The sequence below is a fragment of the Aliiroseovarius sp. YM-037 genome (assembly GCF_048060095.1).
In the GTDB taxonomy this organism is placed as follows: domain Bacteria; phylum Pseudomonadota; class Alphaproteobacteria; order Rhodobacterales; family Rhodobacteraceae; genus JBLUOA01.
Genome location: NZ_JBLUOA010000001.1, coordinates 1,966,993 through 1,990,672 on the forward strand (window position 1 = coordinate 1,966,993; position 23,680 = coordinate 1,990,672).

Genomic DNA, 23,680 nt, shown 5'->3' on the forward strand with positions numbered 1-23,680 from the left:
CCGTTCAGTGAAAATCCCTTGATTTCGGGATGATACGAACATCGCGCGGATGCCGGTGCGAAGAGGATGGCAAGGGCCGCACGACATGATCGGCACGGGCGACCTGAACATCCAGCGGGTCATTGGACAGCCGGTTCAGCGCGTCGGTGCGATCCTCAAGATGGTGCACGACGATGTGAATCACATCCTCATCCCGCTGCACATATCCGCGCACGTCGATCAGCCGGGCCCGCATGATGACTTTGCGATACTGCGTCATCACCTTCGACCAGACGACAAGGTTGGCGACACCGGTTTCATCCTCAAGCGTGATGAAACACACACCCTTCGCGCTGCCGGGCCGTTGCCGGATTAGGACGATCCCGCCAAGTGAAACCGGCTGCCCGTTCCGCATATTGGGCAGTTCGCCCGCCGCGCTATACCCTTGCCGTGCCATGCTTTTGCGCAGGAAGGACATCGGATGCGCCTTCAGCGAAAGCCGTGTCGTCTGATAATCGGCAACGACGTGTTCACAAATCGGCATTTGCGGCAGGGCAACGGGGGTTTCGCCCCCCTCGTCCCTCACATCGTTCGACGTGAACAATGGCAGGTCGGGCGCATCTTTCAGCGCCCGCGCCTCCCACAAGGCGGCACGGCGGTCCAGTCCCATTGACCGGAACGCGTCCGCAGCGGCAAGCCGGCGCATTGTCCCGGCATCCAGTTTTACGCGGGTTTTGAGATCTTCAAGGTCGCGATATGGCGTGTCGCGCAGGCGAGACATCCTCTCCGCCGTTTCCTTGCGCATTCCATCGACCTGTCGCAACCCCAGACGCACAGCGAAGGTGCCGGGGGCGGTGGGTTCAAGCGTATTGTCCCAATTGCTGTAATTCACGTCCGGCGCGCGCACCTCTACCCCATGCTCCCGCGCATCTCGCACGATCTGGGCCGGGGCATAGAACCCCATCGGTTGCGAATTCAGCAACGCGGCGCAGAACACATCCGGGTAATGATGCTTGATCCAGCTTGAGATATAGACCAGCAGCGCAAAGCTCGCCGCATGGCTTTCGGGAAAGCCGTAATCACCGAAGCCTTTGATTTGGTTGAAACAGCGATGGGCGAATTCAGGGTCATAGCCCCGGCCGATCATGCGTCCAACCATCTTTTCCTCAAGCTCCCCAATCGTGCCGCGCGACCGGAATGTTGCCATCGCCTTGCGCAACTGGTTGGCCTCCAACGGAGAGAACTGCGCCGCGACCATCGCGATCTTCATCGCCTGTTCCTGAAAGATCGGCACACCAAGGGTGCGTTTCAGGATGTTCTCCAGCTCAGCCGGGTCATGCTCCGGCCCCGGTGAGGGGTATTCCTCCGGCTCTTTCCCGCTGCGCCTTCGCAGGTAGGGGTGCACCATGTCGCCCTGGATCGGGCCGGGCCGGACGATGGCGACCTGAATGACGAGGTCATAGAACCTGCGCGGTTTCAGGCGGGGCAGCATGTTCATCTGCGCGCGGCTTTCCACCTGAAACGTGCCAAGGCTGTCGCCCTTGCACAGCATATCGTAAACCGCTTCGTCTTCCTCGGGCACGGTCGCAAGGCGGTATTTTTCGCCATGATGCGCCTCGATCATGTCGAACGCCTTGCGGATGCAGGTCAGCATACCCAGCGCCAGCACATCGACCTTGAGGATGCGCAATTCGTCGATATCGTCCTTGTCCCATTCGATGAAACTGCGTTCCTTCATCGCGCCGTTGCCGATGGGAACGGTCTGGGTCAGCGGGTTTTCCGTCAGGATGAAGCCCCCGACATGCTGGGACAGGTGGCGCGGCATCCCAATCATCTGATCGGCCAGCTTAATCGTGCGCGCCATCAGCGGGTCGGTCAGGTCAAGCCCCGCTTCCGCCGCCTCTTTTTCACCCACCTCCTTGCCGAAACTACCCCAAATCGTCTTGGCAAGAGCCGAGGTCACATCCTCGCTTAGCCCCATGACCTTGCCGACCTCGCGGATCGCCATGCGCGGGCGGTAGTGGATGACGGTCGCGCAAAGGCCGGCCCGGTCGCGGCCGTATTTGTCGTAAATGTGCTGGATCACCTCCTCGCGCCGTTCATGTTCGAAATCGACGTCGATATCGGGGGGTTCCTTGCGTTCCTCGCTGATGAAGCGTTCGAACAGCAGGTCGTGCTTAGATGGATCGACGGCGGTGATGCCGAGAACGTAGCAGACAGCGGAATTGGCGGCGGAGCCGCGCCCCTGGCACAGGATCGGTGGGCTGACCTCATGCCGCGCGAACTGGATCACGTCGCGGATCGTCAGGAAATACTGCGCGATGTCGAGCTTTTCGATCATCGCGAGTTCTTTCTTCAGCACCGCGCGGGTCTTGTCGGGGGTTCCGTCGGGATAGCGCCACTTGGCGCCCTTCCAGGTGAGTTCCTCAAGATATTCCTGCGGTGTGCGCCCGTCCGGCACTGTTTCCTGCGGGTATTCATAGGCGAGTTCGGTGAGATCGAATTTGCAGGCATCCGCAACGTCGCGACTCGCGCGGATCGCGTGCGGCCATTCTGCGAACAGGCGCTGCATCTCGGCAGGTGATTTCAGGTGGCGTTCGGCATTGGCATCCAGCAGCAGGCCCGCCTTGGTGATCGTCGTTTTGTACAGGATGCAGGTCATGACGTCCTGCAACGGCCGCCGATCCGGCGCGTGGTAATGCACGTCATTGGTGGCGAGGATCGACAGCCCGTGATCACGAGCCATCCGGTCCAACCGGTTGATCCGTGCGCGGTCATCCCCACGGTAAAGATAGCTTGCCGCGACATGGCGCAGCGTCGGCAGCGCGCGGACCAGACGGCGCAGATCGGCGGCGAAATGGGCCAGGTCATCGCCGGGCAGCGCGATCAGTTGCACCCCTTCCGCATGGGTGGCGAGGTCTTTCAATGTGATGTCGCACACGCCCTTCGCCTGCCAGTTGCCGTCCCGATCCTCCATCTTGCCCTTGGACAGCAGCATGCAAAGCCGCCCATAGGCCGCGCGGTCGCGGGGATAGGCCAGAAACGCCTCACCCGTAATCAGTTGCAAGCGACAGCCGATCACCGGACGCAGGCAGGCTTTCCGGGCCTCTGCATGAATACGCACGACACCGGCCAGTGTGTTGAGGTCGGCAATCCCCAACGCGTCGTGCCCCTGCGCCCACGCGGTCGCGGCAAGGTCCACCGCATCGGACGCGCCGCGCAGGAATGAAAAGCAACTTGTCACCCCAAGTTCGACAAAAGGCGTGCGGGGGTTCGGGGTAAATCCCCCCTCGGGCAAGGTGCGGCGCGGGCGCTGGTTGTCCATCTCGGGCATCAGGCGAACATCCCGTGCAGGAACCAGCGCGGGTCGCCCCCACGCCCGTCGCCATGCAGCCCTTCGCGGTATAGCCAGAACCGGCGGCCCGCCTGATCCTCGATCCTGAAGTAATCCCGAAGCCGCGTGCCGGGGCGGTCATGCCACCATTCCGGCGCGATGCGTTCGGGGCCGGCATAGCGCGTGATGCGATGGGTTTGACGCCGCCAGATAAACTGCACGGGTGGCCCTTCGGGAACGGCATAAAGCACGCGCACCTCCTCGGGCGGCTCCAGCATCCGGACCGGGCGGGGTTTCGTCACAACGCCTGAGGGGTCCGGCGCGTCGGCCAAGGCGTTCGACCGCGCCTCGGCCCGTTCCGGCACATGGCTTTCGCATGGAACCGGGCGAGTAACGGAACGCGATCCGAACCGGGCCGTCAGCCTGTCGATCAGACGCGACAGGTGCAAATCTTCGTCAACGCCGCCATCAAGCCGCCGCTGCGCGACCTCGACAGCTTCAACCGCGCCAGCCTGAAGCGTGATGAGGTCAAAGCCGAAACCGGGGTTGATCCGTTCAACCTTGTCCCGGAAAAGCCGTAGCAGATGGTCCGCATCCCGGCTGGGGGTAGAGGTAGCGACATCAACGGTGCTGACCTCTCCGTCCGTTTTATAGACGACGAGGTGAAGGCGGCGGCAGCCGAACCCGGCTTGCGTCAGCTTTTCGCACAATTCCCCGCACAGGTCGGGCAGATAGGGCACCGGATCCTGGATAGGTTCGGGCAAGCGGCAGGTCACGCGGAAGGTCTGGCGCGCCTCAACGCTTGAAACGGGTTCTGCCAGACGCCCCATCGCCTGATCCAGCCGCATTAGCGGGTTGGCCTGAATATCGGTCCGGGCAAAGCGGCGGGTCAGCGAAAGGCGCGGCACCTTTGCCACAGCACCGATGGTTTTCAGGCCCAGACGGCGCAACAGCAGCAATGTTTCCGCATCCAGCCGCAAGGCCGATACCGGCAAGGGGGCAAGCTGCGCGGCTATCTGATCCTGACCGCAGACCGCACGCACATCGCCATAACGGGCCAAGGCCCACGCCGCGCCCCAAGTCGGCGCGACGGCCAAGCCAGCGGTCAAACCAAGCAGGGACAGGCGGGTTTCCATTTCGACCAGCATCGCGGCCTCACCCCCCATCAGGTGGTCCGACCCCGTGGTGTCGAGCACCAGCCCATCCGCACCATCCATCACCGTCCACGGGCACCAGCGCCGCGCCCAGAGCATCAGTTTTTCAAGCGCCTGTGCGTCCCCCGCGACATCGGCGTATTCCACCCGTAAATCCGGGCAGATCGCGCGCATATCGACCACCCGCGCACCCGCATGGATACCGCTTAACTGGGCGGCGCGGTTCGCGGCGTGAACGACCGGGCCATGCGTGCCTTCGCGGGCCAGAACAACGGGCAGGTCATCCGGCGGCGCGTTGCCCGAGCGTTCCATCACCCTCTGCCACCGCTCCATCGCGAAGTGGGGCAGTGAAATGAACACGATCCGACGCGCTGTCATAGCGGGCCAGCCATTCGCCGGGGCGCGACTGGCGCGACCGGAAAAGTTCCACCCGCCAGCGCGGGTCGCCCGGTGCCTTGGCATCGTCGGGGTGCGGGGCCGACGGAACGGACGCCACACGCCAGCGATCCCGCGCCGCGCTCAGATCTGGGCTTGAGGCGCGCCGGATCAGCCAGCACGGAACCTGCCCCGCTTCGGCCCGCAAGGCCAGCCGTTTGGTGGCGGTAAAGCTGAGCGCAGGCGGATCGCCCCAGATTTCGCCGATAACCGCGCACAACCCCTTGCAGCGCAAGCCATCCTCCATCGCCCAAAGAACATCGACGGGGCGCGTAACATCCACCCGCAGAATGGGGCGCTGCGCGCCCAGTCCCGGCAGGTAGGGGCGCCCCGCCTCTTTCTGGGACAGGCGATCCTGTATCCACAGGATCGCAGAAGACGTGCGTGGAAGCCGTGACAAAACGAACCCCAACGCCCCCGCATCGACCGCAGTGGTTGGAAAAACCTCTGACAACATGGCGGCGGAACGAGCGCTTGGCACCCCTTCGTTTCGCCCAGCCAGTTTTCGTTTCATTAAGGCGTATGACATGCACGACACACAAAATCCGATTCCAATGTTCTTCTTTTGTTCTAATCGAATATTGAATTTCCGTCAAACCTTTGAACTGCAAATCCGTTCACATCTTGGCTTGCGGCACCGCCCCGATCCCATCACAGTTACCTAAACGCATCGATAGGATGAGGTTGCCGTGAAAATCCACAATCTGGGCTCTATCAACATTGATATCGTCTATCGCGTGCCCCACATCCCCTCGCCGGGCGAAACGCTTGCCTGTCAGGATCGGTCAGAAGGTCTGGGCGGTAAAGGGGCCAACATGTCGATTGCCGCCGCGCAAAGCGGTTGCGCGGTCCACCACTACGGAGCGGTCGGCGCCGAAGGCGAATGGACGCGTGACGTGCTGGCGAACAAGGGGGTGGAGACATCTTCAATCGCAACGGTCGACATCCCGACGGGCCACGCCATCATCATGGTCGCGGACTCGGGCGAGAACGCGATCACGTTGTTCCCCGGCGCGAATTTCGCGCTGCCGGGTGATCTCCCCGAACGGCTAATCGAGAACGCGCGGGCGGGGGATTGGCTGCTGCTTCAGAACGAAACCTCCGACGTTCAGAAAACCGCGATCGCCGCACGAGAGGCGGGGCTGAGCGTTGCCTACGCTGCCGCCCCTTTTGATGCGAACGTAACACTCGGGATGCTCGATCATGTTGACCTGCTGGCGGTGAATGAAATCGAAGCGGCCCAGCTTGCCGAAGCTGCCGGAAAACCCGCCGAAGACCTCGGCATCGCCAGCCTGCTGATCACCAAGGGCGCGGAAGGCGCGGTTCTTCATAGCGCCGGGAAAGACACTATCATCCAGCCAGCCCATAAGGTCGAAGTCATTGACACCACCGGCGCGGGTGACACGTTCTTTGGCTACTACCTTGGCACATTGTGTCAGGGCGCAACGCCGCAACAGGCACTGGCGCGGGCGAGTGCGGCATCGGCGCTTCAGATCGGCAAACCGGGCGCGGCAGACGCTATTCCGTCGGGCGGTGACGTAGATGCGTTTCTGAAGGCGCAGAGCGTCTAAGCGTCGTTCAACACCAGATCGCTCGCTTTCTCGCCGATCATGATCGCGGGGGCGTTGGTGTTGCCTGACACGATTTCAGGCATGATCGAACAATCTGCAACGCGCAGCCCCTCAATCCCGTGAACCTTTAACTTGTGATCGACAACCGCATCTTCGCCCGCGCCCATCTTGCAGGTGCCGGTCGGGTGATAGATCGACGCGGTGTTGTCCCGCACCCAGTCAAGCGTGCCGTCGTAATCGTCCATGCACAGCGCGGCGGGTGGGCGAAACTCCTCGGATATCTTTGAGGCAAGCGGAGCATGCTGCGCGATGGTCCGGGCGATCTTCACGCCATCGACGATGGTTCGGCAGTCGGTTTCCGTCGACAGGTAGTTCGGCACGATCTTGGGATAGGTCAGTGGATCGGGGCCGTTCAGGCGGATCTCTCCCCTGCTTTCGGGGCGCAATTGGCAGACGGACATGGTGAATGCCGAAAACGGATGCACCCCTTCGCCGGGGCTGTCGGCGGACCACGGCTGCACATGAAACTGGATGTCAGGCGTTTCGAGATGCGTCTTGGTTTTCAGGAACCCGGTCGCAAGGCTTGCCGCCATCGTCATGGGGCCGGCGCGGAACAAGGCGTATTTCAACGCGATCCGGGCTTGATTGAACAGGCTACGCACTTCGTCATTCAGGGTCGGCTCATTACATTTATAGACAAGCCGTGCCTGAAGGTGGTCCTGCATGTTGTGGCCGACGGCTTTTAGCGTGTGAACCGGAGTGACCCCGTTTTCTTTCAGGTGATTGGGGTCGCCGATCCCCGATAACATCAAGATCTGCGCCGAACCGATGGTGCCGGAGGACAATATGATCTCGCGGTCGGCATGAATCGTTTTCTCCACCCCGCTCGCATCGCGATAGGCGACACCGGTGGCGCGTTTTCCGTCCAGCAGGATGCGCTGCACCTGCGCCTTCGTGATGATCTGCAGGTTCTCGCGATCCCGGATCGGTTTCAGATAGGCAACCGCCGAACTGCATCGGCGTCCGTTGCGGGTGGTCAGTTGGAAATACCCAACCCCTTCCTGCGTCGCGCCGTTATAATCTGGGTTGAACGGATAGCCCGCCGACTGCGCAGCGGCGATCCACGCGTCGCAAATCGGGCGCTGTATCCGCATGTTCGACACCGACAGTGGCCCGCCAATGCCGTGATAGTCGTCCGCGCCGCGTTCCTGATCCTCTGCCCGTTTGAACAGCGGCAGCACATCGTCCCAACCCCAGCCGGTGTTTCCCATCTGACGCCATCGGTCGTAGTCTTCTTGCTGCCCACGGACATATAACAAGCCGTTCAGCGACGATGACCCGCCCAGAACCTTGCCGCGCGGCCAGTCGATCGACCGACCGTTCAACCCCGGATCGGGTTCGGTCCGGTAACACCAGTCGACGCTGGGATTGTGCATTGTCTTGAAGTAACCGACCGGAATGTGAATCCACGGGTTTGTATCGCGCCCGCCAGCCTCTAGCAAAACAACGCGATTGTTGGGATCGGCACTTAGCCGATTGGCCAGCACGCACCCGGCTGACCCTGCTCCGACAATCACGAAATCTGCGTTCACAAAGCTGTCCCCCACCGCTGTATCAAAAAAATTCTATACAGGTGCTTACAAATATACTAGCCTTTTTTGAAACCATAAGTCTCAATAATGATAACTTTCTGGGAGGAAATCACATGAGTATCGCGAACAAACTTGGCGGAATATCCCGTCGGGATCTGTTTAAACTTGCTGGCCAATATGGGATGAGCTCAACGCTTCTGGCCGCAGGATCATTCGGCGGCGCGATGAGCATCGCGAACCTCGCCAGAGCGGCAGAGTCGACATACGAACGGCGCTTCGCGAAAGAGGCAAAGCACACGCTGAAATTCGGCGCGGCTGGCTTTAATGCCCGTAACCTGTTGATCGAACGCGCAGGAGCGCTTGAATTTGCACGCGATCTGGAAAGCCGGACTGATGGCGAAATTCGCATCGAATTCATCGGTGACAACGCGATTTGCGGTCAGACATCCTGCGTTGAGAAAACCCAGCAAGGGATCGTCGATATCTACGCTGCATCCACGCAGAATTCTGCCGGGGGTGCGCCTTATCTGAACGTGCTCGACTACGCCTATATGTTCCCAAGCCGTGCAGCGCAGTATCACTTCCTCTACCACCCCGAATCGCAGCGCATCCTGCGTGATCCACTGGAAGCGAACCACGGTCTGAAGTTCCTGTTCAGCCATTGTGAACTTCGCGGCATCCAGATGGGTTTGGCGTGGGAGGACAAGCCGACGGTCACCAAGCTCGAAGAACTCTTCGGCACCAAGAACCGCGTGACGGGCACACAGCTTGGCCGGATTGCGATGCAGGCGCTGAACCTGAACCCGGTTCCGGTGGCTTGGGAAGAAACGCTTGATGGTCTGAAGCAGGGTCTGATCGACGGCGCGGAAACGTGGGCCTCTGCCGTGGCATATGCGAATATGGCGCCGGTTGTCAGCCAATCCGTCGACCTCAAGTTCTTCTGCGGCACGGAACACACGTCGATGTCGGCGTCCGTGTTCAACGGTCTGGAAGACTACCTGCAAGACGCGGTGATGGAATCCGCCTACTGGGCGCAGACCCACGTGCAGGCAGCCAACGAAGCCGCGCTGGTCAAAACCGTCGGTCACTCCGATCCGCAGCTTCCCGGCACGATCTTTGCAGAGAATAACGTGCGCAACGCGTTCCTCGCCGACGATCAGATCAAAATGGCCGAGGAAATGTGTTCGCCCGAGTTCCAGCCCCAGCTTTGGGAAGAATGGCGCGAGCGTCTGAACGGCTGGGCCGGTGGCATCGACACCTATCAGGAAATCTACAATATCGCCCGCGAAATCCCGGTCGATATGAAGCCTGAGAATGTTGAGCCCCGCCGCTGGTGGAAAGGCTGATACGATAGACTCCTAGAAAGGGCTGACCTGCGAAAACGCGGGCCAGCCTTTTCCACCAAAATCCGAGGCATCCGAGCATATTAGGGGTTGGATATGTCGATCTGGGCCGAAGCTGGTAGTATCATTTCTTCGCTTATCGCGGGCGATCCGTTCACGATGAAATCCGCCTTTCGCGCCAATGGCGCGTGGTTGGTTTTTGGGGCGGTGACAGCCATCGGGGCCGTTTTGGTTGCCTTCATGTATCGTCGTATTCCGTTTCTGGATCGCCATCTGGAGCGGGCGATCATCGTTTACACCTACCTTGCCATCGCCGCGATTATCTTTGTCGGGGTGATCCAGCGCTTTGTTTTGTCGGGCCAACCCCCGTGGTCGACGACGATTCCGCCCCTTCTGTTCATGATCATGGCGTGGTTCGGGTGTTCCTATAACGTCAGACTGCGCACGCACCTTAGCTTTAACGAATTCCGCGTGAACATGCCGCGACCCCTGCAGTTGGGGTGCCTGATGCTGGACGCCGCCCTTTGGTTCGGCTTCTGCGTGATCGTGGTGACGACGACCGCGCGGGTGACCGTCAACTCCATCGCCAATTTCCAGATCGTGCTGGGAACCGACAACACTATGCAGTGGTGGTTCATTGTCACCGTGCCCTTCGCCTTTATCCTGATGGCGGGGCGGGTTCTCGAAAACCTGCTGGAAGACTTGCACAATTATCGCACGGGTGAACCGCTGATCCGGCAAGCCGTCATCGGAGGAGACACGGGATGACCGATGGCACCTGGATAACCATTATTTCGCTGGGCGTGACCTTTCTGTTCATGATCGGCGTGCCCGTCCTTCTGATTATTGCCTACTGGGTGATCGGGTGCAGCTTCGTGATGGGGCTGACGCTCGACAACATGGGCGCGGAGCTTTTGAACGTATTCAACAAAGGCTTCGCACTTTTGGCCATGCCGCTGTTCATCCTGACCGGTGACTTGATCAACAAATCCGGCATCGCGCGAAGGCTGTCCGATTTCGCCTATGCCTGTCTGGGCTGGTTACGTGGCGGCCTTGCGATGGCGTCTATCGGGGCTTGCGGGTTGTTTGCAGCGATCTCTGGTTCAAACTCCGCGACCACGGCGACGATTGGGTCAATGCTGCACCCGGAAATGGTCAAGGGCGGCTATGACGAACGCTTTTCTGCCGCAACCGCAGCGGCGGGCGGCACGGTGGGCATCATCATTCCGCCGTCGATCATCTTCATCGTCTACGGCTTCCTGATGAACCTGCCGATTTCGGACCTGTTCGTCGCGGGCATCATCCCCGGCGCGCTGATGGTGTTCGCGATGCAGTTCGCCTGCTGGATCATCTGTGTGAAGAACGGCTGGGGCTACCTGATCCCATTGCAGATCGCCCGCGTTCTGAAAACCGGGCTGGGCGCGTGGCTTGGCTTTTTCGCCATCGGCCTTGTCCTTTGGGGCATCTATACCGGCAAGTTCTCCCCGACCGAAGCGGCGGGCGTGACCGTCGGATTCTGTGTCATCGTTGGCCTCGTTAGCTATCCACTCAACAAACTGATGAAGAACGACGCCAACACCCCGGTCACGGAAAAAACCTATTCAGACATGCTCGTCGTTGAAGGCTTTACACTCACGGAAATTCCTTCAATCGTTGTGCGTTCGGCGCAGATCACCGGTATCCTCGCCCCGCTGATCGCGGTCAGCGTCGTGATGCAGCAGATCCTGTCACTGCTGGGGGCGCAACAGGTGATCGGCGGGTTTGTAACCGGAATGGGCGGCTATTATGCCGTACTGTTCACGTCGATGGCGATTGTCTTTGTCTCTGGCATGATTTTGGAGAGCCTTCCGGTCACGATCATCCTTGCGCCGATCCTCGCGCCGATCGCGGCGTCGGTCGGGATCGACCCTGTGCATTTCTCGGTCATCTTCCTTGTCGGGGCGTCCATCGGCTTTATCACCCCGCCCTATGGTCTGAACCTTTATGTCGCGAGCGGCGTAACGGGCGTTCCATATTTCCGGTTGCTTCGTTATACGGTGCCTTACCTCGCGGCATTGATCGGGGTTTGGTTGCTGGTTTGCCTGACGCCAGACCTCGCGCTGATGCTGCTGCCAGACAGATAGCGACAGATGTGACCTATGCCCGACGACGCAGCCACAACCGATAGCGGAACGATCCCGACCAATATGCGCTTGCTGCTGTTGCTGGAGGAACTGGCAAGGGTCGGCGTGCCCGTCACTCCGACCGAGGTGAACGAGACCCTTAACCTGCCGAAACCAACGATCCACAGGTTGTTTCACACGCTGGAACAGGAAGGTTTCCTGCAACGCGACATCGATGGGCGATCCTACAGCCCCGGTCGTCGGCTGCGAAAACTGTCGGTGAATGTGCTTTCGTCGCTCAGGGTGCGCACGGCGCGGCTGACGATCCTGAAATCACTGGCCGAGGATGTAGGCGAGACCTGCAATATCGCGACACCGGACCGCGACGCGATGGTTTACCTTGATCGGGTCGAAACAAAATGGCCCCTGCGCATCCAGTTGCCCATCGGCACGACCGTTCCGTTTCATTGCACAGCCAGCGGCAAGATGTATCTGTCCTCCCTGCCCTCCACCCATTTTGATCGCTTTCTGGCCGCGGCAAAGCTCGACCGCCAGACGCCGCGCACGATCACCAACAGCAAGACCTTGCGCGAAGAAGTTGAGGCGATCCGGTCCCGCGGATACTCCACCGATGATGAGGAGTTTATGGACGGCATGGTCGCCATCGCCGTCCCGGTGAAAGACGATCAGGACCGGCTGCTTTCGACGGTTTCGATCCACGCCCCGGTCCAGCGGATCACGCTTGAACGGCTGATGGGTCACCAGCCAAGGCTGGTCGCCGCGTCCCAAGCGCTGTCGGACCTCATCGCGGACAGAGAGTGACCCGCAGCAGCGGCCCGCTGAGTTTGCTGTTGCATTGACCCATCCCCCGCCAGATATTTCGCCAAACCATGTGATGCGGAGGAGTCCAGCAATGCGCGCGCCTGCGGTGGCCCAAATGACAGCGGCTGGCCTATTCGTGGCCGGAGCCCTGCTGTTGGGATCACCAGTTTTTGCGGGCGAGGTCACGGTTTTCGCGGCGGCGAGCCTGAAAAACGCGCTCGACGACATCGGCGCGGCGTGGGAGGGCGAAACCGGGCATGAGGTTGTGCCGGTCTTCGCCGGAAGCTCCGCGCTCGCCAAGCAAATTCAGGCGGGCGCGCCTGCGGACATCTTTATCTCGGCCAATTCCGACTGGATGGACGTTTTGCAGGCGGACGGTCTTATCAAACCAGACACCCGCGTCGATCTGCTTACCAACCAATTGGTGCTGATCGCCGGGAAACCTGACGCGCAACCAGTGGACCTGTCATCGCCGGGCGAACTGGTCGACCGTCTGGGCAACGAATGGCTCGCCATGGCGCTGGTTGAGGCTGTGCCAGCGGGCATTTACGGCAAGGCCGCGTTGACCAGCCTCGGCGTTTGGAGCGACGTCGCGCCGATGGTCGCCCAAACCCAAAACGTGCGCGCGGCGCTGGCATTGGTCGCCACGGGCGAGGCGCGGATGGGCATCGTCTATGCGACCGACGCGAGCGCGGATGACGACGCGACCGTCGTTGCAACCTTCCCGCCGGAATCGCATCCGCCCATTCGGTATCCCGCAGCGGTCGTGGCAGAAAGCGAGAACCCCCTCAGCGTCGATTTCCTCGCCCATCTGCGCGGCGAGGCGGCAAGCGCGGCGTTCCAAGCGCATGGGTTCACCACCCTCAGCGAGGATGGCATGTGATGGAGTTTCTCAGCCCCGAAGAATGGTCTGCGGTCGCCCTGTCGCTGCGGGTCGCGTTTTGGGCGACGTTGCTCAGCCTGCCGTTCGGCATCGCGGTCGCGCATGTCCTTGCGCGGAAGGAGTTTGTGGGGAAGCAACTCCTCAACGGCATCGTCCATCTGCCGCTGATCCTTCCGCCGGTTGTGACAGGATACTTGCTGCTTTTGACATTCGGCACGCGGGCGCCGGTTGGCGGGTTCCTTGAAGACACCCTCGGCATCGTGCTGGCCTTCCGCTGGACGGGGGCGGCGCTGGCCGCTGCGGTTATGGCGTTCCCGTTGATGGTGCGGGCAATCCGGCTGGCGATTGAATCCGTCGATCCAAAGCTCGAAGAGGCGGCCAGCACCTTGGGCGCGTCGCGCATCCACGTGTTTCTGACCGTCACCCTGCCCCTGACCCTGCCGGGGATCATCACCGGCACGATCCTCGCCTTCGCCAAAGCCATAGGGGAGTTCGGGGCCACCATCACCTTTGTGTCGAACATCCCCGGCAAAACGCAAACCCTGTCCTCGGCGATCTATTCCTTCCTGCAAGTGCCCGGCGGTGAGGCGTCGGCGCTTAGGCTGGTGGTCATATCGATCGTCATCGCCATGGGCGCACTGATCCTGTCCGAAGTCTTTGCCCGGCGGGTCCGGCAACGGATCGGGGCGCGATGACACTTTCCGTATCAGTCCAGCACGCGTTTCCCGACTTCGCGCTTGATGCGACATTCGACGCCCCCGCCGGGGTGACGGCCCTTTTTGGGCGGTCAGGGTCGGGCAAGACGACGCTGGTGAACGCGGTCGCGGGGCTGTTGAAGCCGGATCAAGGGCGCGTGACGTTGGGCGATCAGACCTTGATGGATACCGGCGTGGGGCACTTTCTGCCCGCCCATCGCCGCCGCATCGGGTATGTCTTTCAGGACGGCCGGCTTTTCCCCCATCTGTCCGTCAGCCAAAACCTGCACTACGGGCAGCGGTGGTCGAAATCGCAGATCAAACCGGCCGACGCACAGCGCATTGTTGAAATGTTGGGGATCGGCCCCCTGCTTAACCGTCGCCCGGAGTCCCTGTCTGGTGGGGAAAAGCAGCGGGTGGCGCTTGGGCGGGCCTTGTTGTCCTCACCGGAGTTGCTGTTGATGGACGAGCCGCTCGCCGCGCTTGACGATGCGCGGAAAGACGAAATTCTGCCGTATCTTGAAAGGCTTAGGGATGAAACCGACATCCCGACCCTCTACGTCAGCCACTCCGTCGCCGAAGTCGCGCGGCTTGCCACGACGGTCGTCATCCTCACCGATGGCCGCGTCACCAGCGCTGGTCCGGCAGAGCACGTCATGTCCGATCCGCACCTCGCCCCGCTGTTCGGATTGCGGGAAGCTGGCGCGATTCTGACCGCCGAAATCGTCAGACACCACGATGACGGCCTGACGGAACTGCGCGCGTCGGGCGGCACGTTGTTCCTGCCGACGCTCTCCGCCCAAACCGGGGCCACAGTGCGCGTTCGCGTTCTGGCGCAGGACGTGATGCTGGCGCGGGAAAAGCCGTCGGGGCTATCGGCGCTCAACATCTTTTCCGGCACGATCACGTCGCTTAAAGAAGGGAAAGACGCCGGCGTGATTGCGCGGGTGCAGGTCGGGCAGGATCACATCCTCGCCCGCGTCACCCAGCGGTCTGCCCGCGTGCTGGCGCTAAGGGTCGGCGCGGACTGCCACGCGATTATCAAATCGGTGTCGATTGCCAAGGGCAGCATCGGCGGGCAGGCATCTGTTACCTAAGACAATCTGCCAGCGACCCCGCCGTGTCCCGGATCAGGTTTGGATAAAGCGTCGGCCCGGTCTGTAGGGTCGATCCCAACGGGTCGATAATAGCGGCCTTGGCGTCGGCCTCCCCAAACACGGTCGTGACCAGCGCCGAATTGAACTGCGGCTCTGCAAACACGCAGGCGATGTCTTTTTCGTCAATCAGCGCGGTGATCTCGGCAATCCTCGCCGCACTTGGCGTTTCGGCATCCCCGATGGAAATTGCGCCAGAGGCTTCGATATCGAACCGGGTTTCGAAATACTGAAACGCATCGTGGAAGACGACATAGTTGCGCCCGCGCACCTCTGAAATTTGCGCTTCGGCATCGGCAACCACTGCGTCGATCTTTGCAATCGCAGCATCCGCGTTGGCGGCATATTGGATGGCATTTTCGGGGTCGGTTTCGGCCAAAACCTCTGCGATCAGGCGCAGCCACGCCTGCCCGTTCGCAGGGTCGAGCCATGCGTGGGGGTCGTCCCCCTCATGATCGTGACCGTGATCGTCGTCGTGACCATGCGCCCCGAACTGCGCACCCTCACGAAACGACAACGTGGCAGTGCCCTCATGCTCCAGCAATTCCACGATCCGGGCGTCCGGCGCGAGCGATCCGATGCTATCCCCCAGCCACGGCGTCAGATCATGCCCGACCCAGAACACAACCTCTGCATCCTGAAGCAAACCCGCGTCCGACGGGCGCATCGAATAGTCATGCGGCGTCGCGCCCGAGGAAATGATGACCGACGGCTCAGCGACGCCCTCCATCACTGCTGCGACAAGAGAGTGAACCGGCAAAATGTCCGTGGTGACGGTCGGGGGTTCAGCCAAGACGTTTCCAGCAGAAAGAACGGTCAGTGCAACAGCGCAGCGCATCAATTTGAGCATCGTGAATCCATGTGATGTTATAACAGTTGCATATCCACTATATGAAACGTTATATCATATCAAGTCGAACTACTCCGCCGAACGAAGGAAACCGAAATGGTCAGCATCGGATTTGAAAAACACGACCACGCGGTCTGCGTATCCGATGCGCTTTCAGCGGCGGAGCAATATTGCGCGGCGCACAAGCTGCAACTGACCAAGGTTCGGCATCGCGTTCTGGAAATCCTGCTCGGCCAGCACCGGGCGATGGGGGCATATGAAATCCTCGACCAGCTCAGCGCGGAAGGGATGGGATCGCAACCCCCCGTTGCCTATCGGGCGCTCGATTTTCTGGTGTCGAACGGCTTTGCCCACAAGGTCGAAAAGCTGAACGCCTATATCGCCTGCTCCTACCCCGGAGAGGTGCATTCACCCGCCTTCATGATCTGCCGCGCCTGTGGTGCGGTGGTCGAGGCACAGTCGCGCGTCGCGACCGGCACGCTCGGCGACGCGGCTGAGGCGCTTGGGTTTCAGATTGAAAAGACGGTGGTGGAGGCCGAAGGGCTTTGCCCCGTCTGCAAATCCGAGGACGCGCCGTGATGAGCCTTGTCAATGTCAGCGGCCTGACTGTGAAGGTCGGCGATCACACGGCACTGGCCCATGTCGATCTGGCGATTGCGCCCGGTGAAATCGTGACCGTCGTTGGCCCCAACGGCTCCGGCAAGACGACGCTGCTCCGCGCGATCATAGGGGCGCAGAGGGCGAGCCGCGGCAGTGTCAAACGCAAAGCCGGGCTGCGCATCGGCTATGTCCCGCAGCGATTGCATATCGACCCGACCCTGCCCCTTACGGTTGGTCGGTTCCTGAACCTTCCGACGCGACGGTCTGACGCTGACATCCGCGCTGCCCTTGAAAACGCCGGGGCAACTGGCTTGATCGGTAGGCAAATGGCGGCACTGTCCGGCGGGCAGTTTCAGCGTGTCTTGCTGTCCCGCGCCCTGCTGGAACGGCCCGAGCTTTTGGTGCTGGATGAACCGACGACCGGGCTGGATCAGCCCGGCTCCGCGTCTTTCTATCAGCAGATCGAACAGGTGCAGACGGAAACCGGCTGCGCGGTGCTGATGGTCAGCCATGAGTTGCACGTTGTGATGAGCGCGTCGGACAAGGTGATTTGCCTGAACGGCCACGTCTGCTGTCAGGGCACGCCGGAGGTTGTCGCCTCTGCCCCGGAATATCGGGCGCTGTTCGGCACGGGAACGCACGGGGCGCTCGCGCTCTACCGCCACGACCACGACCACGACCACGACCACGACCACGACCACGACCATCATTCGCATGCGGAGCCTGCTGTCGATGCTTGATGATTTCCTGATCCGCGCCGCGCTGGCGGGCGTTGGCGTTGCCGTGGCGGCCGCCCCGCTCGGCTGCTTTGTCGTCTGGCGCAAGATGGCGTATTTTGGTGATGCGACCGCGCACGCGGCGATTTTGGGCGTGGCGCTGTCGCTGGCGCTTTCAACGTCGATCTTCGTCGGGGCGCTTGCCGTGGCGCTTGTCATGGCGCTGGCCGTCTCCACCCTGTCCGAACGGCGCTATGCCATCGACACATTGCTGGGCGTGCTCGCCCATTCGGCGCTGGCGTTTGGGTTGGTTGCGGTGTCTTTCATCAGCGGCGTGCGCCTTGATCTGATGGCCTACCTGTTCGGCGAAATCCTTGCTGTGACGGTCACCGACCTTGTTGTGATCTGGGGCGGGGCCGCGCTGGTGCTCGCGCTGATCGGGTGGCGTTGGTCGGCGATGCTGACGGCGACCCTGAACCGAGATCTTGCCTATGCGAGCGGCATAGACCCGCGGCGGGAACAACTGATCCTGACGGTCAGCCTTGCCATTGTCGTCGCAGTGGCGATCAAGGTGGTCGGTGCCCTGCTGATCGCCGCGATGCTGATTATACCGGCCGCAACCGCGCGCCCGATCAGCAAAACGCCGGAAATCATGGCCGCGCTCGCCGCGGTTATCGGCGCGGCGTCGGCGCTGCTGGGGCTGCGGCTGTCGTTCCTTTACGACACACCGACAGGGCCGACGATCGTCTGCGTCGCGGCCCTGCTGTTTGCGGCGTCGAACCTGCTGGGGCTGGCCCGCCGATCCGCCTAGGCGATCCCGCCCTTCACCAATCCCGCGGCAAGCTGCGCATAGGCTTCGGAAAGCGGTCCGTCCTCTGCCGCGATGGGCGTTCCGGCGTCTCCGGCTTCGCGCACGCGCAGATCAAGCGGCAGCTCGCCCAGCAGCGGCACGCCCAGTTTCTCCGCCTCTTTCCGCACGCCGCCGTGGCCGAAGATATGCGCCTCGTGCCCGCAATTGGGGCAGACATAGGCCGACATATTCTCGATCAGCCCCAGAACCGGGGTCTTCAATGTTGCGAACATATTGATCGCCTTGCGCGCGTCCAGAAGCGCAACGTCCTGCGGCGTCGAAACGACGAGCGCCCCGGTCAGCGCGGTGCGCTGGCACAGGGTCAGTTGAACGTCCCCGGTGCCCGGCGGCAGATCGACGATCAAAACGTCAAGCTCCCCCCATTCGACCTGACCAAGCATTTGTTGCAGCGCGCCCATCAACATCGGACCGCGCCAGACGACCGCCTGATCCGGGTCGACCATCAGGCCAATCGACATCATCGTGACCCCATGCGCCTGAAGCGGGATGATGGTTTTGCCATCGGGCGAGGCCGGGCGTTTGTTGACCCCCATCATGCGGGGTTGCGAGGGGCCGTAGATGTCCGCGTCAAGCAATCCGACACGCCGCCCCTGCCGGGCGAGCGCCACGGCAAGGTTCGACGACACAGTCGATTTCCCGACGCCCCCCTTCCCCGACGCAATCGCCAGAATGCGATCAACGCCCGTCACCGCCTGCGGTCCCTGCTGCCCGGTCGGGTGTCGCCCGATCTTGAGGCTTGGCGCATCACCTTTCGGCGGACCCGAAGGAGCGGGTTTCGACGATGCGGCAGGGGCGGTCAGAACGATGGACGTTGAGTCTACCCCTTCAATCGCCGAAACAACCTGATCGGCCACATCCCTGACCGGCGAAAGCTTCGCCGCGACCTCGGCGGACTCAGCCTCGATCACGAAACGGACGACTCCGCCGTCGATGGACAACGCCCGCACAAGGTCGCGCGAAACCAAATCACCCCCGTCCGGCAAGGAGATTTTCTTGAGGGCGGCCAGAATATCGTCGCGCGTTACTGTCATTTCCGTCTCCAATCGCTTCCAAATTGACGCTGCGTAACACCTTTTTTCGGGGTCATAAACACGTCTATTTTCCCGCTAACTCCTTGTAATACATACAATCCAATATGTCAGTGCCACTTATGCACTTGCTGCATAGCGGCATTGACGTTGCTAGGGATTGTGCATCTGCAGCATTTGCCTATCTTCCTCGGTGTTAGCGCAATACGGCGCAGCAATAAACGAGATGAAAGAGAACTGAAATGGCTACTGTAACAACAACCCGCACGTTTGAAGCTGGCCTTGGTGATCGCGTATCCGCGTTCCTGAAAGACGTCACCGAACGTCTGGAGCGTCGTCGCCTGTTCAACCGGACCTTCAAAGAGCTGAACGAACTCAGCACACGTGAACTTGACGACCTCGGCCTTAGCCGCGGCTCCCTGCGCTCTGTCGCATACGAAGCTGCTTACGGCAAATAAGAACAACAGATTGGATCGCCCGACCTCCTCCCCGGGTGCTCTAATTGGGTGACGGCTGCCTCTCCTCCCTGGCGCCGTCACCCCGCAAGATGCGGGGCGCAAGATAAGCCCCAACCAGATGCGAAGAGCCCTCTCCTCCCTTGGGTTCGGAGCAACCGATGGAATGATGCGTTTCCTCCTCCCTAGCGTCATTTCATTGGATCAGGGGTCGCACGACCCCGCGATTGCACAGGGCCACTTCCTCCTCCCTGGGGTTCTGTGCATGGAATTTGAACGGCGGTGCCCTTACTCCTCCCCGGGCGCCGCCGTTTTTTTATGCGCGGGATATGGGGCGCGTCAGAACGGAACGTCATCCGCGTTGGCGGCGGGCATGACGAAACGGCCAACGACTTTCTTACCACCCGCCTTGTCAAATTCGATGTCTAGCTTGTCGCCCTCGATCCCCATCACGGTGCCGTAGCCGAATTTCTGGTGAAACACCCGATCGCCTTGGGTAAAGGCCGACACCGCCTCGGAATCTATGACAATATTGCGCGACTCTTTCGGCTGGCTGATCGGGCGCGTCGAACTGCGCGCCTGCATCCGCTTCCAACCTGGGGAATTATAGGCATCCGCCCGCGCCGCGCGATCCTCCATCCGCGCACCCATTCCTGCCGCCGCAGCGCCGTAGCCGCCACCGTGAAGGCCGGGGGGCGTCAGCACCTCAACATGTTCCTGCGGAAGTTCGTCGATAAAGCGGGACGGAAGCGCAGACTGCCATTGGCCATACACCCGGCGGTTCGCGGCGAAGGAAATCGTGCACAACTCCTCCGCACGGGTGATGCCGACATAGGCAAGGCGGCGTTCTTCCTCCAACCCTTTCAGGCCGGATTCGTCCATCGACCTTTGGGAGGGGAACAACCCATCCTCCCACCCCGGCAGAAAAACAGCGGGGTATTCCAGCCCCTTGGCGGCGTGAAGGGTCATGATCGTGACCTTCTCCTCCGTCTCCTGGCTTTCATTGTCCATGATAAGCGCGACATGTTCGAGGAACCCTTGCAGGTTCTCGAACCCTTCAAGCGCCTTCACGAGTTCCTTGAGGTTTTCGAGCCGCCCCGGCGCCTCGGCGTCCTTCGGCACCAAAGGATCGCCCCGTTCCTCTTCTTCCTCAGTTTGGGGCTTGAAATATGAACGTATATAACCAGATTCCTCCAGCACGGTTTCGGCGAGTTCAACGTGGCTGACGGTCAGGTCGTGAACGGCAGCGGACCAGCGATCAAAACCGGCGACCAGCTTTTCCAGTTCGCCCTTCGCCTTGCCCTTGATCTCGCCCGCGCCCAGCAGCGCCCGCGTCGCATCCAGCAGCGGCACGCCTAGATCACGGGCCGCGCGTTGGATATTCTGAAGCGCCTTATCCCCCACCCCGCGTTTCGGGGTGTTGACGATCCGTTCAAAGGCGAGGTCGTCGTCACCGCTGACCACGACGCGGAAATAAGCCATCGCATCGCGGATCTCCATCCGCTCGTAGAAGCGCGGGCCGCCGATCACGCGATAGGGCAGGCCGATGGTCAGGAACCGATCCTCGAACGCTCGCATCTGGTGACTGGCGCGGACGAGGATGGCCATGTCATCAAGGCTCATCGGGGTCATACCACGCGTGCCGCGCTGCATGGATTCGACCTCTTCGCCGATCCAGCGGGCCTCCTCTTCCCCGTCCCAGTGGCCGATCAGGCGGACCTTTTCGCCCTCGTCAACCTCGGTCCACAGCGTCTTTCCAAGCCGCCCCTCGTTGCCCGAAATAACCCCCGCCGCAGCGCCAAGAATATGCGGGGTGGAGCGGTAGTTCTGCTCCAACCGCACGACCTTCGCGCCCGGAAAATCCTTTTCAAATCGCAGGATGTTGCCAACCTCGGCCCCGCGCCAGCCATAGATGGACTGGTCATCATCGCCAACGCAGCAGATATTCTTGTGCCCCCCGGCCAGCAGCCGCAGCCAGAGATATTGCGCGACGTTGGTATCCTGGTATTCGTCGACCAAGATATAGCGAAACCAACGCTGGTATTGCGCCAAAACGTCGTCGTGCTGCTGAAAGATCGTCACGACGTGCAGCAGCAGGTCGCCGAAATCGACGGCGTTGAGGGTTTTCAATCGCGCCTGATATTGGGCGTAAAGCTCCGGCCCTTGGCCGTTGAACGCCGAGGCCTCACCCGCAGGCAGAGTTTCCGGCGTCCAGGCGCGGTTTTTCCAGTTGTCGATGATCGACGCCAACTGCCGCGCGGGCCAGCGCTTGTCGTCGATGCCCGCAGCTTGGATCAATTGTTTCAACAGACGAATTTGGTCGTCGGTATCCAAAATCGAGAAATTCGATTTCAGCCCCACCAATTCCGCATGGCGGCGCAGCAGCTTTACGCAAATCGCATGGAAGGTGCCAAGCCACGGGATACCCTCGACCGTATGACCCAGCAGCGCGCCGACGCGGTTCTTCATCTCTCGCGCCGCTTTGTTGGTGAAGGTCACGGCAAGAATTTCGTTGGGTCGCGCCCGTCCGGTGGTCAGTAAATGCGCAATGCGCGCCGTCAGCGCCTTGGTTTTCCCCGTCCCCGCCCCGGCGAGCATCAGGACAGGACCATCCAGCGCCTCAACCGCTTCGCGCTGCGCGGGGTTCAGTTCATCCAGATACGGCATGGGCCGCGCCGCCATAGCTTGCGCGGATAGCGATAGCGCGCCCGGCGCGTCATTTTCGTCTGTGCTGCTCATGCCCGGCAAGATAGCGAGGCGCGTTAACAAATGAAAGAGGTGTTCGCGTAATGTTCTGCGCCAAATTACAGAACGACGCCTTCGCGCTGGACAACGGCCGGGCGGCCATCGCTAATACCCGGATGGACCTGTTTCAACGCTACCCTGCGATCTCTGACCTACGGACCCGCGCCCGTCGGCGAATCCCGCATTTCGTGTGGGAGTATCTGGATAGCGGCACCGGTAATGAGGCGACGCTGGTGCGGAACCGCACCGAGCTTGACCGGGTGCTGCTGCGACCGTCGATCTTGCATGGGGAGCTTGAGGTCGATCTATCGACCAAGCTGTTTGGACAGACGCACCCCCTGCCCTTCGGCATCGCGCCCGTGGGAATGTCCGGCTTGATCTGGCCCGATGCCGAAAGGTTGCTGGCCCGCGCGGCGGCGCAGGCAGGTATTCCCTACAGCCTGTCCACTGTGGCATCACGAACCCCCGAAGAGGTCGCACCGGTTTTGGGCGATCATGGCTGGTTCCAACTCTACCCGCCCCGCGATTTGTCGATCCTCGACGGTATGCTGGCCCGCGCCCGTGCCGCCGGGTTTGAAACGCTTGTGCTGACGGTGGACGTCCCGGTCGCCAGCCGCCGCGAACGCCAAACGCGCGGCGGGCTTGTGCAGCCACCCCGCCTGACCCCGCGCCTGATGGCGCAGGTCGCGCGGTGTCCGGCCTGGGCGCTGGGGACACTGCAGCACGGTATGCCGCGGATGCGGTTTATCGACAGCTATTCAGGCGAAACCAAAGGCTTGCCGTCAAATGCTCATGCAGGATACCTGCTGCGCACCTCGCCCGATTGGAACTATCTGCACAGCCTGCGTGACGCATGGGATGGGCCGTTCATCGTCAAAGGCGTGTTACGGGCGGAGGACGCGATCAAACTGAAAGACGCGGGCGTTGACGGTGTCTGGATCAGCAATCACGCGGGCCGCCAGTTCGACGCCGCCCCGGCGACCATCGAAACCCTTCCCGCGGTCCGGCAGGCGGTCGGTCAGGACTATCCGATCATCCTTGATGGCGGGGTTGAGGGCGGGTTGGACATCCTTCGCGCGCTCGCGCTTGGGGCGGATTTCGTCATGCTGGGCCGGGCTTTTCACTATGCGCTTGGCGCTTTGGGCGCGGAGGGTCCGGCGCATCTTGTTGATATGCTGACGCAGGACATGGCCGCGAACATGGGGCAGCTTGGGACCGCCACGCTGCCTGAACTGCGCGACACGGTCATCACGCCTGCCAAATCCGAAACCCCTTGAACCCAGCTTTTGTTAGAAAATACCAAAACCTCGGTATTGCGCTGCAACGCGGCGACGCTTACCGATAAGCAACT

General features: G+C 61.3%; 20 protein-coding genes. 13 read left to right on the top strand and 7 right to left on the bottom strand.

Going from position 1 to position 23,680, the window contains the following annotated elements; all coding sequences use genetic code 11:
• Positions 1 to 4: 4 nt before the first annotated feature.
• From ACEWPJ_RS09685 to ACEWPJ_RS09695, 3 genes are read right to left on the bottom strand one after another with little or no spacing between them, the layout of a single operon-like run.
• Positions 5 to 3,313 (bottom strand): error-prone DNA polymerase, encoded by a 3,309-nt coding sequence (locus ACEWPJ_RS09685; RefSeq protein ID WP_416512776.1) that lies wholly within the window; start codon positions 3,311 to 3,313, stop codon positions 5 to 7.
• Entirely contained in the window at positions 3,313 to 4,779 is a 1,467-nt protein-coding gene (locus ACEWPJ_RS09690) for a Y-family DNA polymerase (protein ID WP_416512778.1), read from the bottom strand. The genes ACEWPJ_RS09685 and ACEWPJ_RS09690 overlap by 1 nt, the downstream gene beginning before the upstream one ends.
• Complete coding sequence (locus ACEWPJ_RS09695; protein WP_416512780.1) at positions 4,748 to 5,416, bottom strand: ImuA family protein; 669 nt, start codon at positions 5,414 to 5,416, stop codon at positions 4,748 to 4,750. Before ACEWPJ_RS09695 ends, ACEWPJ_RS09690 begins: the two co-directional genes overlap by 32 nt.
• Positions 5,417 to 5,591: 175 nt before the next feature.
• Between ACEWPJ_RS09695 and ACEWPJ_RS09700 the strand changes: the two genes are divergently transcribed.
• On the top strand, positions 5,592 to 6,473 hold the full coding sequence (locus ACEWPJ_RS09700) for a ribokinase (RefSeq protein WP_416512781.1): 882 nt from the start codon (positions 5,592 to 5,594) through the stop codon (positions 6,471 to 6,473).
• On the opposite strand, the gene ACEWPJ_RS09705 is transcribed toward ACEWPJ_RS09700, so the two are convergent.
• On the bottom strand, positions 6,470 to 8,065 hold the full coding sequence (locus ACEWPJ_RS09705; RefSeq protein WP_416512783.1) for a GMC family oxidoreductase: 1,596 nt from the start codon (positions 8,063 to 8,065) through the stop codon (positions 6,470 to 6,472). The genes ACEWPJ_RS09700 and ACEWPJ_RS09705 overlap by 4 nt on opposite strands.
• 113 nt (positions 8,066 to 8,178) lie before the next feature.
• Between ACEWPJ_RS09705 and ACEWPJ_RS09710 the strand changes: the two genes are divergently transcribed.
• From ACEWPJ_RS09710 to modC, 7 genes are all read left to right on the top strand, one after another.
• The gene (locus tag ACEWPJ_RS09710) at positions 8,179 to 9,411 is read left to right on the top strand and encodes a TRAP transporter substrate-binding protein (RefSeq protein ID WP_416512785.1); all 1,233 of its coding nucleotides are present in this window, start codon (positions 8,179 to 8,181) and stop codon (positions 9,409 to 9,411) included.
• 93 nt (positions 9,412 to 9,504) lie between these two features.
• The gene (locus tag ACEWPJ_RS09715) at positions 9,505 to 10,176 is read left to right on the top strand and encodes a TRAP transporter small permease (protein ID WP_416512787.1); all 672 of its coding nucleotides are present in this window, start codon (positions 9,505 to 9,507) and stop codon (positions 10,174 to 10,176) included.
• The gene (locus ACEWPJ_RS09720) at positions 10,173 to 11,531 is read left to right on the top strand and encodes a TRAP transporter large permease (protein ID WP_416512789.1); all 1,359 of its coding nucleotides are present in this window, start codon (positions 10,173 to 10,175) and stop codon (positions 11,529 to 11,531) included. Before ACEWPJ_RS09715 ends, ACEWPJ_RS09720 begins: the two co-directional genes overlap by 4 nt.
• Before the next feature lie 15 nt (positions 11,532 to 11,546).
• Positions 11,547 to 12,332, top strand: coding sequence for an IclR family transcriptional regulator (locus ACEWPJ_RS09725; RefSeq protein ID WP_416512791.1), 786 nt, complete (start codon positions 11,547 to 11,549; stop codon positions 12,330 to 12,332).
• A gap of 91 nt (positions 12,333 to 12,423) precedes the next feature.
• Positions 12,424 to 13,215 (top strand): molybdate ABC transporter substrate-binding protein, encoded by a 792-nt coding sequence (gene modA / locus ACEWPJ_RS09730; protein WP_416512793.1) that lies wholly within the window; start codon positions 12,424 to 12,426, stop codon positions 13,213 to 13,215.
• Positions 13,215 to 13,910: a molybdate ABC transporter permease subunit gene (gene modB, locus ACEWPJ_RS09735; RefSeq protein ID WP_416512795.1), complete on the top strand. Its 696-nt coding sequence runs from the start codon at positions 13,215 to 13,217 to the stop codon at positions 13,908 to 13,910. Before modA ends, modB begins: the two co-directional genes overlap by 1 nt.
• Positions 13,907 to 15,007: a molybdenum ABC transporter ATP-binding protein gene (gene modC / locus ACEWPJ_RS09740; RefSeq protein ID WP_416512797.1), complete on the top strand. Its 1,101-nt coding sequence runs from the start codon at positions 13,907 to 13,909 to the stop codon at positions 15,005 to 15,007. The genes modB and modC overlap by 4 nt, the downstream gene beginning before the upstream one ends.
• On the opposite strand, the gene ACEWPJ_RS09745 is transcribed toward modC, so the two are convergent.
• Positions 15,000 to 15,914 (bottom strand): zinc ABC transporter substrate-binding protein, encoded by a 915-nt coding sequence (locus ACEWPJ_RS09745; RefSeq protein WP_416512799.1) that lies wholly within the window; start codon positions 15,912 to 15,914, stop codon positions 15,000 to 15,002. The two genes, modC and ACEWPJ_RS09745, sit on opposite strands and share 8 nt — an antisense overlap.
• Positions 15,915 to 16,010: 96 nt before the next feature.
• Here ACEWPJ_RS09745 and ACEWPJ_RS09750 point away from each other — a divergent pair, with 96 nt between their 5' ends.
• Genes ACEWPJ_RS09750 through ACEWPJ_RS09760 form a run of 3 tightly spaced genes read left to right on the top strand, consistent with a single transcriptional unit; the run spans position 16,011 to position 18,041 of the window.
• The gene (locus ACEWPJ_RS09750) at positions 16,011 to 16,493 is read left to right on the top strand and encodes a transcriptional repressor (RefSeq protein ID WP_416512801.1); all 483 of its coding nucleotides are present in this window, start codon (positions 16,011 to 16,013) and stop codon (positions 16,491 to 16,493) included.
• Positions 16,493 to 17,254, top strand: coding sequence for an ATP-binding cassette domain-containing protein (locus tag ACEWPJ_RS09755; RefSeq protein WP_416512803.1), 762 nt, complete (start codon positions 16,493 to 16,495; stop codon positions 17,252 to 17,254). The genes ACEWPJ_RS09750 and ACEWPJ_RS09755 overlap by 1 nt, the downstream gene beginning before the upstream one ends.
• The gene (locus ACEWPJ_RS09760) at positions 17,247 to 18,041 is read left to right on the top strand and encodes a metal ABC transporter permease (RefSeq protein ID WP_416513030.1); all 795 of its coding nucleotides are present in this window, start codon (positions 17,247 to 17,249) and stop codon (positions 18,039 to 18,041) included. Before ACEWPJ_RS09755 ends, ACEWPJ_RS09760 begins: the two co-directional genes overlap by 8 nt.
• Here ACEWPJ_RS09760 and ACEWPJ_RS09765 read toward each other — a convergent pair.
• The gene (locus ACEWPJ_RS09765) at positions 18,038 to 19,132 is read right to left on the bottom strand and encodes an Mrp/NBP35 family ATP-binding protein (protein ID WP_416512804.1); all 1,095 of its coding nucleotides are present in this window, start codon (positions 19,130 to 19,132) and stop codon (positions 18,038 to 18,040) included. The two genes, ACEWPJ_RS09760 and ACEWPJ_RS09765, sit on opposite strands and share 4 nt — an antisense overlap.
• A gap of 239 nt (positions 19,133 to 19,371) precedes the next feature.
• On the opposite strand from ACEWPJ_RS09765, the gene ACEWPJ_RS09770 reads away from it, so the two are divergent.
• Positions 19,372 to 19,587, top strand: coding sequence for a DUF1127 domain-containing protein (locus ACEWPJ_RS09770; protein ID WP_416512806.1), 216 nt, complete (start codon positions 19,372 to 19,374; stop codon positions 19,585 to 19,587).
• A 336-nt stretch (positions 19,588 to 19,923) separates the two neighbouring features.
• On the opposite strand, the gene ACEWPJ_RS09775 is transcribed toward ACEWPJ_RS09770, so the two are convergent.
• The gene (locus ACEWPJ_RS09775) at positions 19,924 to 22,323 is read right to left on the bottom strand and encodes an ATP-dependent helicase (RefSeq protein WP_416512807.1); all 2,400 of its coding nucleotides are present in this window, start codon (positions 22,321 to 22,323) and stop codon (positions 19,924 to 19,926) included.
• Between the two features lie 122 nt (positions 22,324 to 22,445).
• On the opposite strand from ACEWPJ_RS09775, the gene ACEWPJ_RS09780 reads away from it, so the two are divergent.
• Positions 22,446 to 23,606 carry an alpha-hydroxy acid oxidase gene (locus ACEWPJ_RS09780; RefSeq protein ID WP_416513031.1) on the top strand — a complete coding sequence of 387 codons (1,161 nt, stop codon included), beginning with the start codon at positions 22,446 to 22,448 and terminating at the stop codon, positions 23,604 to 23,606.
• The last annotated feature ends 74 nt before the right edge of the window (positions 23,607 to 23,680 follow it).